Here is a 13121-nt window from a genome sequence, read left to right as displayed (position 1 = left end):
CCGGCCTCCCCGGAGCATCCAGCGCGGGATGCGAAAAAGTGGGCACCGGTTTTTCGCAAGAATCCCGCGCTAACTATAGAGCGGTCACGTTTATGAGTTTGGATTGTTACAATTCAAACTCATCGTGATCTAGCGATCACGCCGACGCCGCTACCACATTGTGCTTGCGCTTCATGAATTCCTTCGCCGTCTCCACCGCCACCGCTGCGTCGCGGCAATAGGCATCGGCGCCGACGGCCTTGGCGAACTCCTCGTTCAGGGGCGCCCCCCCGACAAGCACGATATAGTCGTCGCGCATGCCTTTTTCCTTCAGCGTGTCGATGACCACCTTCATATAGGGCATGGTGGTGGTGAGCAGCGCCGACATGCCGAGGATATCGGGCTGATGCTCGGCGATCGCATCGAGATATTTCTCGACCGGGTTGTTGATGCCGATATTGATCACCTCGAAACCCGCGCCTTCCATCATCATGGCGACGAGGTTCTTGCCGATGTCGTGGATGTCGCCCTTGACGGTGCCGATCACCATCTTGCCGAGCCGCGGTGCGCCGGTCTCGGCGAGCAGCGGGCGCAGGATGAACATGCCAGCCTTCATCGAATTGGCGGCGAGAAGCACTTCCGGAACGAACAGAATTCCGTCGCGGAAATCGATGCCGACAATGCGCATGCCCTCGACCAGGGCCTCGGTCAGGACCTTGTACGGGGTCCAGCCGCGCTCCAGCAGGATATTCACGCCCTCTTCGACCTCTTCCTTAAGGCCGTCATAGAGGTCGTCATGGATCTGTTGGGTCAGTTCCTCGTCATTCAAGGATCTGAGGTCAAGTTCGCCTTCGTCGCTCATTCTCAATCTCCCGGCAAGGACGTACCTGAAGCGCTTGCCTGCCGCCAAAGTCGAGCAACTTTGACCGGAAGCGCTCCAGCCGCTCTTCTGACGGCTAAATTAGCGCGGCGCAAGGGTTATTCCCCGTCAGGTGCGACGGGAGGAGGACGGAAACCGACCACTCTCCGTGATCTATGGAACAAGCCGCCGGGCGGTGCTATGCGAGGGGCCCCTCCCAGCCCAGGCCCTCACCATGACCACACCTGCCTTCTCCCTCGACACGCTGCGCGCGCAGTTTCCTTCCCTGTCGCTCACGGATGGCGACAAGCCACGCGTCTATTTCGACAATCCCGCCGGCACCCAGGTGCCGCAGCAGGTGATCGACCGCACGCTCGAGGCGATGGTGAACAAAAACGCCAATCTCGGCGGCTATTTCACCACCACGGTCGCTGCCGACGAATTGGTGAACGAGGCTCATCAGGCCATGGCCGATTTTTACCACGCCAATTCGGCGCGCGAGATCGTCTTCGGCCAGAATATGACGACATTGACGCTGCATATGTCGCGCTGCCTGGGCAAGCGTTTCAGCACCGGTGACGAAATCGTCCTGTCACGCATGGACCACGACGCCAATGTGGCGCCATGGCTGCTGCTGGCCGAGGACCGCGGCCTCACCGTGCGCTGGATGGATTTCGATCCCGAAACCTACGAATTCGCCGACGACGCCCTCACCAAGGTGCTGAGTCCAAAAACAAAACTCGTCGCCATGGGGTTCGCGTCGAACTGCACCGGCACGATCAACGATGTGAAGCACTTCGCCAAGCAGGCGCGCGAGGCGGGCGCCCTTTTCTATGTCGATGCGGTGCAGCTGGCCCCCCATTGCGGCATCGACGTGCGCGATCTCGGCTGCGACTTCCTGGTCTCCTCGGCCTACAAATTCTTCGGCCCGCATCAGGGCATCCTGTGGGGCCGCGAGGCACTGCTGGATGAGACCTTCAGCTACAAGGTCCGCCCGGCCGGCAACGACCTGCCGCATAAATTCGAGACCGGCACGCTCAGCCATGAAGGCATGGCCGGCACGTTCGGCTCCATCGAATATCTCGCGAGCCATGGCGGCAGCCCCGGTGCCTCAGGCAAGACCTATGCCCATATGTCGGAGCGGGGTGCCGCCATCCACCGCGCCTTCGACGTCTTCACCGACTGGGAGCATCAATTGTGCAACCGGCTCATCGCCGGAATTTCACGGGTCAAAGGCCTCGAGATCCGCGGCATCACCTCTCCCAATGCCGTGCATCGCCGCGTGCCGACGGTCTCCTTCACCCTCGAAGGCCATACGCCGCAGTCGCTCGCCAAGGCTTTCGCCGCCCGCAATATCTTTGTCTGGTCGGGTCACAATTACGCCGTCGAGCCCGTCACCCGCATGGGCCTCATGGACAAGGGCGGCGTGCTGCGTGTCGGACTCGCCCATTACAACACGGTGGCGGAAGTGGACGGCTTCATCGCCGCGCTCGATCAAATCAAGGGCTGAAAGTCGGGCGTGCCGATGATCAAGGTTCCGCAGGAGAAAGCCTGAGGATCTGGCCGTCGTTCTCGTCGGTCACGACATAAAGCGCGCCGTCGGGCCCTTGCGCCACATCGCGGATGCGCAACCCCACCTCGCGCAGAAGCCGCTCCTCATGCGTGACCTTGGCACCATCGAGCTCGAGCCTGACCAGGGCCCGCGCCCTGAGGCCCCCGACGAACAGATTGCCTTTCCAGGCGGGAAAGAGGTCGCCCGTGTAGAAGGTCATGCCCGAGGGCGCGATGACCGGCGTCCATTGATAGATGGGGTTCTCCATGCCGGGCATCTCGCGCTTGCCGCCGCCGACCGGCTTGCCGGAATAATTCACGCCATAGGAGACGATCGGCCAGCCGTAGTTCCTGGCCGGCTCGGGCACGTTGATCTCATCGCCGCCACGGGGTCCATGCTCGATCTCCCACAAAGCACCGGTCGCCGGATTGATGGCGGCGGCCTGCGCATTGCGATGGCCATAGGACCAGATCTCGGGCAGTGCCCCTTCCTTGCCGACGAAGGGATTGTCCTTCGGCACCGAGCCGTCTTCCATCAGGCGGACGATCTTGCCCACATGCGAGCCCAGATCCTGCGCCTGGCCGCGGAATTTCTCGGCCGACCGATCGCCCAGCGTCACGAAAAGATGGCCCTTGCCGTCGAAGACGAGACGGCTGCCGAAATGAAGATTGCTGCGCACTTTCGGCTGCTGCGAGAAGATCACCTTCACGCCATCGAGCGCCGTCCCGTCCGCGTTCAATCTGCCGCGCGCCACGGCGGTCGAATTGCCACTCTTGCCGGCTTCAGAGAAGCTCCAATAGATGAGCCTGTTCCGCGCGAAGTCCGGATGCACTGCGACATCGAGCAGGCCCCCCTGCCCGCCGACATCGACGCCGGGAACGCCCTTGATCGCGCCGCTCTTTTTGCCATCGGCCGTGACGAGCCGCATGCGGCCGCCACGCTCGGTAATGATCATCCGCCCGTCGGGCAGGAAGTCGATGGCCCAGGGCCGAACCAGCCTGTCGGCAATGACATCGACGGCAATATCGCCCTTCTCTGTGCCGAATGTCGCCGCGACGGCAGGTCCGGCACTCAGCAAGCCCAATATTAACGCAACGACAAGACGCATTCCCATCTCTCCGCAAGATTCGCTTTTCGAAAAGATATGAGACGCGGCAGAAGTTCCCAACTCACCGAACTGTGAGTCTATTTCCGCGTGAGCCTGCCTTCGAGCACCTTGAGACTCGTCTCGCAGCGCTCGGCGATCTGATCGACATCCTTCTCGGTGACGATCAAAGGCGGCGAGAAGCCGAGCGTGTCGCCCATGCAGCGGCCGATCAGTCCATGCTCATAGGCGATCTGGTCGAAGGTGAGGCCCACCTGCAGCGCGGGATCGAATGGTGTGCGCGTCGCACGATCGGCGACGAGCTCGATGCCGAGCATGAGGCCAGAGCCGCGGACATCGCCGATCATCGCGTAGCGCTGCGCCATCGCTTCGAAATGGCCTTTCAGTCGCGCGCCCATCTTGCGCACATGCTCGACGACATTCATCTCCTCATAGATCTTGATCGTCTCGAGCGCCACGGCGACGCCGACCGGATGGCCAGAATTGGTGAAGCCATGGCCGAAGGAGCCGCCCTGTTTGTTGAAGCTGTTGACCGCATCATAGATCTCGGGCGCGAGCACGACGGCCGAGATCGGGAAATAGGAGGACGACAGCCCCTTGGCGAGCGCCATCATGTGCGGACGCATGCCGACCGTCTCCTTGCCGAACCAGTTACCGGTGCGGCCGAAGCCGCAGACGATCTCGTCGTCGAGGCAGAGGACGCCGTATTTGTCGAGCACCGCCTGGACCTTGGCGAAATAGGATGAAGGCGGCACGATGATGCCGCCACCGGCATTGATCGGCTCGGCGATGAAGGCGGCGACCGTGTCGGGGCCTTCGCGCAAGATCAGTCTCTCGAGCTCGAGCGCCAGCCGGTCGGCGAACTGCTCCTCGTTCTCGCCCGCCAGCATGCCACGATAGGGATCGGGACAGAGCGTATGCAGAAAGCCCGGAATAGGCAGCCCGAACTCGCGATGCATGAAAGTGAGCCCGCACATCGAGGCCGCCGCGATGGTAGAGCCATGGAAGGCGCGATCACGGGCGATCACCTTGCGTTTGGTCGGCTTGCCGCGCACCGTGTGATAGACCCAGGCGAGCTTCACCATGGTCTCATTGGCCTCCGAGCCCGAGGTCGCGAAATAGGCCTTGCCGCCCTTCATGCCGGTGAGAGCGACCAGCGTCTCGGCGAGATTGGTCGCCGGCTCGTGGGTGCGGTTGAAGAAGGTGTGATAGAAGCCGAGCTCGGCATATTGCCGGTTGGCCGCCGCCGCGAGGCGCGCATTGTTGAAGCCGAGAGAGGCGCACCACAGGCCCGCCATGGCGTCGATATAGGACTTGCCGGCATCGTCGAAGACATGAATGCCCTCGCCGCGCGTCACGATCAGCGGACCCTGCTCCTCGAAGCGCTTGGGGTTGGTCTGCGAATGAAGATGGGTGGCGACATCGCGCCCGGCGACGGAGTTGGGCTTGAAATGCTGGGTCATGGCTTTTGCCTTTCCTTGAAATCTACTGCGAGAGACGCTCGCCGCTCTGGCGGTCGAAAACGAGAAGATGGCGGCTGTCGATCAGGGCCTTGACCGGCATGCCGGGACTGAGCCGCACGAATCCCGGAAGGCTCGCGAGCAGCGTTCCCCCTTCCCAGTCGAGCGTCACATGGGTAGTGGGACCAACCGGCTGCACCAGCCGCACGGTGGCGGGAATGCCCTCCTCGCCCAGCCTCACATGTTCGGGCCGCACGCCGAAGTCGACGGGTAAGCCCGGCCCCAGCTTGCCTCCCGCCGCGAGCGGAATGGCGGCCGATCCGACCCTGATGGTGCCGTCCGCACCGGTCTCTCCCGCCGCCAGTTCGAGGCGGGGACTGCCGATGAATGTCGCCACATAACGCGTCGCGGGGCGCGCATAGATCTCCTCCGGCGTGCCAAGCTGCTCGATGCGCCCGCCATTCATCACCGCGATACGGTCCGAGATCGACATCGCCTCCTCCTGGTCGTGGGTGACGAAGATCGAGGTCACGCCGAGGCGCTGATGCAGCTCCTTCACCTCGGCGCGCATCTTCAGGCGCAAATTGGCGTCGAGATTGGAGAATGGCTCATCGAACAGGAAGTATCTGGGCTCGCGCACCAGCGCCCGGCCGATGGCGACACGCTGCTGCTGGCCGCCCGACAATTGCGCCGGCAGGCGGTCGAGCATGGTGGACAGCTCGAGTGCCGAGGCGACTTTCTCCACGCGCGCCTTTATCTCGGCCGGCGGAAGTCCGCGCATCTTCAAGGTGAAGCCGATATTGCGGGCGACCGTCATATGCGGATAGAGCGCGTAGTTCTGGAACACCATGGCGACGTCACGCTCGACCGGCGATAGATCATTGACACGCCGGCCGTTCATCAGGATGTCGCCCGAGCTCGCATCATCGAGCCCCGCAACCATGTTCAGCGTCGTCGTCTTGCCGCAACCCGAAGCACCGAGCAGTGTCACGAATTCGCCCTCCCTGATGGAGAGGTTGACATCCCGGCAGGCGGTGTAGGCGCCGAAGACCTTAGAGACATTCCGCAGTTCAATGGCGGCCATTCGGATCTCACCCTTTCATCATGCCGTCCGCGAAGCCGCGGATGATCTGGTTGCGGAACAGGATGGCCAGCAGGATGACCGGCGCCACGCTGATGACGGCGGCGGCCATCATCTGCCCGAAGACGGTCTGATACTGTCCGGCGAATTGCGCGATCACCAGAGGCACAGTCTGGGCCTGCTGGCGCGTCAGGATCAGCGCGAAGAAGAATTCGTTCCAGGCCTCGACAAAGGCGAAGACAGCGGCAGCACTCAAGGGCGGCAGCGAGATCGGCAGCACGACGTACCAGAAAGTAGCGAAGGTGCCGGCGCCGTCGATCGCCGCCGCCTTCTCGATACCGGCAGGGATGCCGAGGAAGAAGCCGCGCAGGATCCAGATCACGATCGGCAGGTTGAAGGAGAGATAGACGATACCGAGCGACAGGACATTGTCGATGAGGCCCAATTTGCTGATCACGATAAAAAGCGGGATGGCGATGGCGATGCCGGGCAGCATCTGGGTGGCGAGGATGAGAAAGGCTAATCCGTTGGCGCGTGGCACCGGCAATCGTGCCAGCGCATAGGCGGCCGGCGCGCCGAGGATCAGGGCCAAAGCGGTCGAGAAGAGCGAGACGATCAGCGAATTGAGGATGCCGCGCCCGAGAGAGGCCGCCGCGGCGAGAACGGTCGAAAAATTCTCGAAGGTGAAACTCCCGGGCGACAGATCGGGCGGCTGGGCTATCAGCGCCTTCTGCTCGAGCAGGCTCGACAGGATCAACCACAGGATCGGACCCACCGACCACGTGGTGAAGAGAAGCAGTCCGAGCACGACGATCGCCTGCCGCGCCGGGCCACCCGCCTGATGCCTGGCGAAACTCATCTGGCACCTTTGGGTTCGCGCGGCCACAAAAGCCATACATAGGCGGCGGCGAGCAGGAAGGTCAGCGCGAAGATCACATTGGCGATGGCCGCGCCATAGCCCAGATCGAGGAAATTGAAAGTGACGCGATAGGCGAGGAAGTTGAGCAGCACAGTCGCGTCCGCCGGCCCGCCGCGTGTCAGCACGAAGACGAGATCGAAGACGCGCAAGGACCAGATGGTCTGTAATACGATGGCAATGGCGATGACGCCGCGCATGGTCGGCAGCGTCACATGCAGGAAGCTGCTCCACGGGCCGGCGCCATCCACATAGGCGGCGCGGTAGAGCGATTGTGGCACGCGCTGGAGGCCCGCCAGCATCAGGAGCGCCACAAAGGGTACCGATTTCCAGACATCGACGATGAGCAGGAAATTCATCGCCGAGAATGGGGTCCCGAGCCAGACTTGGTTGCTGTCGATCACGCCCAGCACCTTGAGGATGCCGTTCAGCACGCCGTAATTGGCATGGAGGATCCATTTCCACAGGACCGCATTGGCGACGGGCGCGATCGCCCAGGGCACGATCAGAAGAATGCGGAAGAAGCCCGATCGCCCCTTAGGATGGTTGAGTAGCAATGCCACGCCGAGGCTGATGAATGTCACCAGCACGACTTCCATGACGGAGAAATAGGCGGTGTTGCGGGCCGCTTTCCAGAAGACGGGATCGGCGAATAGGCGCTCGAAATTGCTCAAGCCGATCCATTCCTGCGTCACCGCGCCGCCCGCCAATTGCACGCGCTGCAACGCCAGCAGGATCGAATCGACGATCGGATAGAGGAGGATCGCGGCCAGCACGACCAGCGCCGGAGCGACGAAGAACAGACCTGTCCTTCGCCGCCTCTGCTCGAAAGTGCTCACCATCGCGTGCCCCGTCGCGCTGTGTTTATTGATCCGCGCATCGGATTGATCCGAAAACCGCTACGCACTTTTCGGTCCGATGCTCTTCTCAGCCGCGCCGCTTGACGATGGCGGTCACCGCGTCTTGGGCGTCGGAGATCGCCTGTGCGGCGGTCTTGGTTCCCTGCAAGGCCTGCTGCACCTCGGTGCCGACGGCGACCGTCACCTGGTTGTAGTCGGCGGTGACGAAGCTGTCATAGGGATGCTTCGCCTGCTCCAGTACCACGGCGGCATTGGGGGCCTTGGCCTGGACTTCCGGATCGGCGAGCACCGACAAGCGGATCGGCAGCCAGCCGGTGTCGAGAACCTGGCGCTTCTGCACCTCGGCATCGAGATAGAATTCGATGAGCTTCTGCGCCTTTTCCTGGTTCTTGCTCGACTTGACGATGGTCCAGGCATCGGTGCCGTCAATGGACGCGCTGCCCTTGGGTCCGGCCGGCAGCACCGCGCTCGTCATCTTGCCAACAATCTGCGACTGCTTGGGATCGTTGCCGGCGTTCCACATGAAGGGCCAGTTCATCATCATGCCGGCGCGGCCGGCGAGCAGCACATTGGTCGCGTCGTTGATGCCGGCATAGGAAATGGAGCCCGGATCGGTCGAGGGCATGAGGTCGACCATCATCTGAAGGGCGGCAACACCTTCATCGGTCTTGAAGGCGGGCATGCCGTCCTCGCCATAGACCTTGCCGCCGGCCTGCTGGAGGAACACCATCCAATAGCTTGCCGTGCCACCGATGCCGGCGGGATCGCCGTAATTCAGGACGAAGCCGAAGCGCCCGTCGCGGGTCATTTCCTTGGCGCAGGCTTTCATCTCGTCCCAGGTCTTGGGCGCTTCCTTGAAGCCTGCCTGCTCCATGAGCTCCTTGTTGTAGAACAGAGTGAGGAGCGCCAAGGTGAAGACGGTGCCATAGCGCTTGCCTCCGACGGTGGTGGTGGCGAAGCTCGTGGCCGGCAGGTCATCGACCAGCGCCTTCGGCAGGTTGTCGGCATAGGGCGTCAGGAAGGATTCGAATTCCGGCACCCAGCCGCAATTATAGGTGATGTCCCACGGGGCGGCGCCGGAGGCGAAAGCGGTCGCCATGCGGTCATGGAGCTGCGGCCAGGCCAGCATCTCATAGGCGACCTTGGCACCATTATCGGCCTGCCATTTGGCGAAGGCGTCTTCGGAGAATTTGGCGGCACCCGGGGGAGCCGGATCCGGTGGCAACGGAGAAAACACACTGAGCGCCGCCTCTTGCGCCCCGGCAGTCCGGCTCAGGAAGTCCGGTAGCGCGGTGACGGCGCCGGCAGCGGCGCCGGTTTTAAGGAAATTGCGGCGGCTAAAACTGTGGAACATGTTTCAATCCTCCCTCTTCTTTTTTCGCTCTTTGGGAGCGTGCGGTAGAGATTGATGCTAGACAGAATGGCTGTCAATAATTATTCAGTCATTCTGACTTATTAATACCAAATGATTGTTCAGGAAAGATTTTATGCTTCTCAGCGCCACCAATGCCGTGAAGGCCAAGCTCATCAATCTCTGGGTGGTGTTCGACGCGATCCGCATGAATGGGGGCATCTCGCGGTCCGGCATCGCAGATGAGACGGGGCTTTCCAAACAGGCAAGCTCGGATCTCGTCGATGAGCTCATCGCCATGCAGTTCGTCCGTGAAACAAAGCCGTCGGGGCGGCGCGTCGGCAAGCCCCCGACCCCACTCGCCATCGATCCCGACGGTGCCTTCTCGCTCGGCTTCCATGTCGATGTCGGGCAGATGTCGGCCATCGCCGTCAATCTCGCGGGCGATGTTCTCCATCGCGAGGATCACGCGCTCAACGATCTCGAGCCGCATCACGCCGTCATTCAGCTCGAGCTGGCGGCCAGGCGGCTGCTCGCTTCGGCACGGATCCCCGATGAGCGCTTCCTCGGCATCGGCCTGGCGACGCCCGGCCCCTTCGCTGTCAAGGGCCTGAGCCCGCCACGCCTGCCCGGCTGGGACGGCATCGCTCTGCGTGATCTGTTGCGCGAGGCCACCGGCTACAATGTGTCGCTTGCCAATGACGGCCAGTGCGCCATCATCGCCGAATGGCGCTTCGGGGCTTCGGCTCGACGGCTCACCAATTTCGTCTATGTCTATTTCGGCATCGGCGTCGGCAGCGGCGTCATGGTGCACAGCGCGGCCTTCGGCGGTGCCAGCGGCAATGCCGGTGAACTTGGCCATCTCACCGTCGTGCCGGGCGGGCATGACTGCATCTGCGGCAAGAGCGGCTGCCTCGAAACCTATGTGTCGGTCGACAGCGCCATGCGGCATCTCTCTACCCGGGGCATCGAGGTCCAGACGATGGCGGAATTCGCCGAACACGTCGGCCCGGCCGATCCCGTCATCGCGGACTGGATCACGCAAGGCGTCGAGCCTTTGCGCAACGGCCTCAACGCGGTCGAGAATCTCTTCGATCCGCAATCGATCATGATCGGCGGCAATGCACCGGACTGGCTGATCGACACCTTCATGGAGCGGGTCGAACCGTTGCTGCCATCGGTCGGGCGCGTCGAGCGCACGTTACCGCGTCTCATGAAGAGCGAGCTTGGCGCCGATGCGGTGGCGCGTGGCGCGGCGGTTCTGCCGCTTCTCGCCACGCTCAATCCGCTCTACCGCGAGCTCAATCCGTATGTGTGAGGGGGATCAGAGCAACTCGGCAATCTTTATCCGAAAGCATGCCCGGACCCCGCCGTTCTCGATCTCCGGCATCGTCGATTGCGAATGCGCCAGCCGGTCGAGCCAATGGCGCCGATCGAACAAGGTAGACGACTCGATCTTAGCAAGCTCATGATCGCTGACCGGCCCGACAGCCTGTCGTCGCCAGGAAAGACCAGCAATCGAGGAAATCCGGTAGTGAGTATTCCTGTTACGAGGTGTCAGAAAACTTGCCGATGCGCCGTGGCACGGAAGCCGGAAGGTGCGGTGAGCGCTGCTCATTTGCTACGACGGATTTACAAATCCGTATATCCAGCGCCACCGCGGCGCCGCCCGACCACCGCATCATCCCGCTCCTGTCACATGGAGGAGCTCGATGGTGGCCAGATCGCTGCCGACAAATCAGACCCACCGATCAAAGCGCGGCACCGTTCTGAGCGTAATGGAAGCGCAGGCACTGACCGCGCTACACGCATTTCCGTTGCTCTATTGCCGATCTGGCTGTGCGCCTGCCGGGAGCACGTCGGCCCTGCTGCACGATATCTATCGCGAGGAGATCCTCGCCCGCCTCAAGGACATGTCTTTCTTCAAGCGCAAGCTCGTCGTTTTCGTCTGGCCGCCGGCCATGGTGCTATGGGGGCTGGGCCTTACCCTTGCCAATGGCGCCTATGTCGCACGCCGCTTCGGGCGCGGCATGATCGGGCAATTCGCCGATCAGATGCGGCTTGCCTTCACGCAAGGCATCCCAGTCAATTTCTTCTACACCTACGAACTGCACGACCGGCAGAACTGGTCGCGCGCGCAGGAATATGTCCTGCGGGGTCACATCAAAGGCGGCTGCCAGCTCTATAAGCGCCTCTATCGTGACGACCCGGTGCGGCGCGAAAGCGCCAGGATCCTCAACGACAAGCTTTCCTTCCATCAGTTCTGCGCCGCCCGCGATCTGCCGACGGCGCATCTTTTCGCCGTCATATCGAACGGCGCCTTCGCCTGGACGGATCCGGGGCAGACCACGCTGCCCAAGATCGATCTCTTCCTCAAACCGCGCAAGGAGAATGGCGGCAGCGGCGCCGAACGATGGGCGCATGCTGACGGACGCTATCACCGGCACGGCCACAGCAGCGTGCTCGATGCGAAGCAGCTGACGGAGAGACTAGCCAAGCTCTCACAGAAGCAGGCCTATCTCGTCTATGAGTGCCTCGCCAATCATCCGGAAATAGGCGACCTGTCGGCCGGCGCCCTGTGCACCTTCCGACTGCATACGATGCTGAACGAGGCGGGCAAAGTCGAGCATCTGTTCACGATGTTCCGCATGTCGCAATTTCGCCGGCGCGTCGTCGAAACGCAGGACGGCATCGCCGCCGCGGTCGATCCGGTTACCGGTGTGCTCGGCCCCGCGTCGAATTCATCGCCTATCGCGCGCTGGCTCGATCATCATCCCGTGACCGGCGCCCGGATCACCGACCGCAAGGTCCCCTTCTGGCCCGAGGCCTTGGCGCTGGCGCTCTCCACGCATGCGCAATTGGGCTCGCCCATAAACGTCGGCTGGGACATCGCGGTCACCGCGCGCGGGCCCATCATTCTCGAGGCCAACAAATCACCCGATGTGGAGATCGAGCAACGGCTCAATGGTCCCTGGGGCAATGGCCGCTTCGGTAAGCTTCTGGCGCATCACTTGATGCGCGAGATCACGCAGACCAACCATCCGCGAATGTCTGCGTCCGCAGAAATGCAAGCAGCCGCTCTCTGAAATCGTGATTGACCGGCGTGTGATGATCCGCAGGCCGGACATCGGGGAAATCCGGCCAGGGCGATGCCGCGAACCATTCCTTGTACGCGCGCGCGAAGCGAGGATTCCCGGTCCAGCCACCCTGCCAGGGCTTCGGCCGGTTGACGAAGTGATAGACATTGGGCCGGATCTCGCTTTCGAGATCGAGGCGCAGAAAATCGCCCATGAAATTAAAGCGCGGCGACAGCCTGGCAACATCGCCCTTCAACAGCGCATTGAGCGCGCTCTGCTCGAAGCGCAGACACAGAAGCGGATTGTCGGAAATGAAACGCAAGGTGCGCTCGCCGAGCTCGGCGTCCCGCCAGGCGGCGCGGTCGATCACGGTGAGGCCGTTGTTGAAATAGAGCGTGTCAGCCGCCATGCCGAGGCCTGAGCGATAGGCCTTGAACTCATCGACCAGATGGCCGCCCCAATCCATGTAGGAGATCATATCGGTGGCTGCCGCCATGACCTTACCGCCGAGATCGAGGCCGATGAGCGGCGCCAGCCCCTCATTGACGACCATTATGTCGGAATCGACCGGAATGATGCGGTCATAACGCTCAGGCAATACGCGATCGAGAAACAGCCGCCTGGTGATCGCATGCTCGCCATTGCTGTTGGTCGGCAGGTCGCGCGTCACGTCGTGAAAGGAGGTCACCAGAAGCTGCAGCCGGCTCTTCAGCGGCTCATCGATCATGTCGACGCGCGGCCACACATCGCCCTCCTCGCAGACAAGAAAGATATCCGCATCCGGCGGCAGCCCGCAGGCGATGATCTGCGCGGCGACACAGAGTGCCGGTCCGAAAAAACGCCGGTCGGGCGTGAGGCAGATGGCGGTGGGCACGGGCCTC

Annotated in this window: 11 protein-coding genes; 3 read left to right on the top strand and 8 right to left on the bottom strand. The window is 62.4% G+C overall.

The features are described from left to right. Window positions 1-136: 136 nt before the first annotated feature. Window positions 137-841 carry a B12-binding domain-containing protein gene (locus G5V57_RS22425; RefSeq protein ID WP_165169759.1) on the bottom strand — a complete coding sequence of 235 codons (705 nt, stop codon included), beginning with the start codon at window positions 839-841 and terminating at the stop codon, window positions 137-139. A 232-nt stretch (window positions 842-1073) separates the two neighbouring features. On the opposite strand from G5V57_RS22425, the gene G5V57_RS22420 reads away from it, so the two are divergent. After that, on the top strand, window positions 1074-2348 hold the full coding sequence (locus G5V57_RS22420; RefSeq protein ID WP_165169758.1) for a cysteine desulfurase-like protein: 1275 nt from the start codon (window positions 1074-1076) through the stop codon (window positions 2346-2348). Window positions 2349-2367: 19 nt separating this feature from the next. Here the strand turns inward: G5V57_RS22420 and G5V57_RS22415 are convergent, their stop codons facing one another. From G5V57_RS22415 to G5V57_RS22390, 6 genes are all read right to left on the bottom strand, one after another. Further along, the gene (locus tag G5V57_RS22415; protein ID WP_165169757.1) at window positions 2368-3498 is read right to left on the bottom strand and encodes a PQQ-dependent sugar dehydrogenase; all 1131 of its coding nucleotides are present in this window, start codon (window positions 3496-3498) and stop codon (window positions 2368-2370) included. A 77-nt stretch (window positions 3499-3575) separates the two neighbouring features. Continuing rightward, entirely contained in the window at window positions 3576-4958 is a 1383-nt protein-coding gene (locus tag G5V57_RS22410; RefSeq protein WP_165169756.1) for an aminotransferase, read from the bottom strand. A gap of 22 nt (window positions 4959-4980) precedes the next feature. Then, the gene (locus G5V57_RS22405) at window positions 4981-6039 is read right to left on the bottom strand and encodes an ABC transporter ATP-binding protein (protein ID WP_165169755.1); all 1059 of its coding nucleotides are present in this window, start codon (window positions 6037-6039) and stop codon (window positions 4981-4983) included. 7 nt (window positions 6040-6046) lie between these two features. Continuing rightward, window positions 6047-6895, bottom strand: a complete 849-nt coding sequence (locus tag G5V57_RS22400; protein WP_165169754.1) for a carbohydrate ABC transporter permease — start codon at window positions 6893-6895, stop codon at window positions 6047-6049. Continuing rightward, window positions 6892-7794, bottom strand: coding sequence for a carbohydrate ABC transporter permease (locus tag G5V57_RS22395; protein WP_165169753.1), 903 nt, complete (start codon window positions 7792-7794; stop codon window positions 6892-6894). The genes G5V57_RS22400 and G5V57_RS22395 overlap by 4 nt, the downstream gene beginning before the upstream one ends. An 85-nt stretch (window positions 7795-7879) precedes the next feature. Further along, window positions 7880-9166, bottom strand: coding sequence for a sugar ABC transporter substrate-binding protein (locus G5V57_RS22390; protein ID WP_165169752.1), 1287 nt, complete (start codon window positions 9164-9166; stop codon window positions 7880-7882). Between the two features lie 133 nt (window positions 9167-9299). Between G5V57_RS22390 and G5V57_RS22385 the strand changes: the two genes are divergently transcribed. Then, on the top strand, window positions 9300-10481 hold the full coding sequence (locus G5V57_RS22385; RefSeq protein WP_165169751.1) for an ROK family transcriptional regulator: 1182 nt from the start codon (window positions 9300-9302) through the stop codon (window positions 10479-10481). Window positions 10482-10875: 394 nt separating this feature from the next. Then, window positions 10876-12249, top strand: coding sequence for a sugar-transfer associated ATP-grasp domain-containing protein (locus G5V57_RS22380; protein ID WP_165169750.1), 1374 nt, complete (start codon window positions 10876-10878; stop codon window positions 12247-12249). Here the strand turns inward: G5V57_RS22380 and G5V57_RS22375 are convergent. Next, complete coding sequence (locus tag G5V57_RS22375; protein ID WP_165169749.1) at window positions 12188-13114, bottom strand: glycosyltransferase; 927 nt, start codon at window positions 13112-13114, stop codon at window positions 12188-12190. The two genes, G5V57_RS22380 and G5V57_RS22375, sit on opposite strands and share 62 nt — an antisense overlap. Between the last annotated feature and the right edge of the window lie 7 nt (window positions 13115-13121).

Source organism: Nordella sp. HKS 07 (genome assembly GCF_011046735.1).
Classification (GTDB): Bacteria; Pseudomonadota; Alphaproteobacteria; order Rhizobiales; family Aestuariivirgaceae; genus Taklimakanibacter.
Note: the sequence above shows the minus strand (reverse complement) of the source record. Positions and strands in the feature narration are given on the sequence as shown.

Bases quoted from the DNA above. Each gene is read 5' to 3' on its own strand.
- G5V57_RS22425 (WP_165169759.1), bottom strand. From the start codon at position 841: ATGAGCGACGAAGGCGAACTTGACCTCAGATCCTTGAATGACGAGGAA.
- G5V57_RS22420 (WP_165169758.1), top strand. From the start codon at position 1,074: ATGACCACACCTGCCTTCTCCCTCGACACGCTGCGCGCGCAGTTTCCT.
- G5V57_RS22415 (WP_165169757.1), bottom strand. From the start codon at position 3,498: ATGCGTCTTGTCGTTGCGTTAATATTGGGCTTGCTGAGTGCCGGACCT.
- G5V57_RS22410 (WP_165169756.1), bottom strand. From the start codon at position 4,958: ATGACCCAGCATTTCAAGCCCAACTCCGTCGCCGGGCGCGATGTCGCC.
- G5V57_RS22405 (WP_165169755.1), bottom strand. From the start codon at position 6,039: ATGGCCGCCATTGAACTGCGGAATGTCTCTAAGGTCTTCGGCGCCTAC.
- G5V57_RS22400 (WP_165169754.1), bottom strand. From the start codon at position 6,895: ATGAGTTTCGCCAGGCATCAGGCGGGTGGCCCGGCGCGGCAGGCGATC.
- G5V57_RS22395 (WP_165169753.1), bottom strand. From the start codon at position 7,794: ATGGTGAGCACTTTCGAGCAGAGGCGGCGAAGGACAGGTCTGTTCTTC.
- G5V57_RS22390 (WP_165169752.1), bottom strand. From the start codon at position 9,166: ATGTTCCACAGTTTTAGCCGCCGCAATTTCCTTAAAACCGGCGCCGCT.
- G5V57_RS22385 (WP_165169751.1), top strand. From the start codon at position 9,300: ATGCTTCTCAGCGCCACCAATGCCGTGAAGGCCAAGCTCATCAATCTC.
- G5V57_RS22380 (WP_165169750.1), top strand. From the start codon at position 10,876: ATGGTGGCCAGATCGCTGCCGACAAATCAGACCCACCGATCAAAGCGC.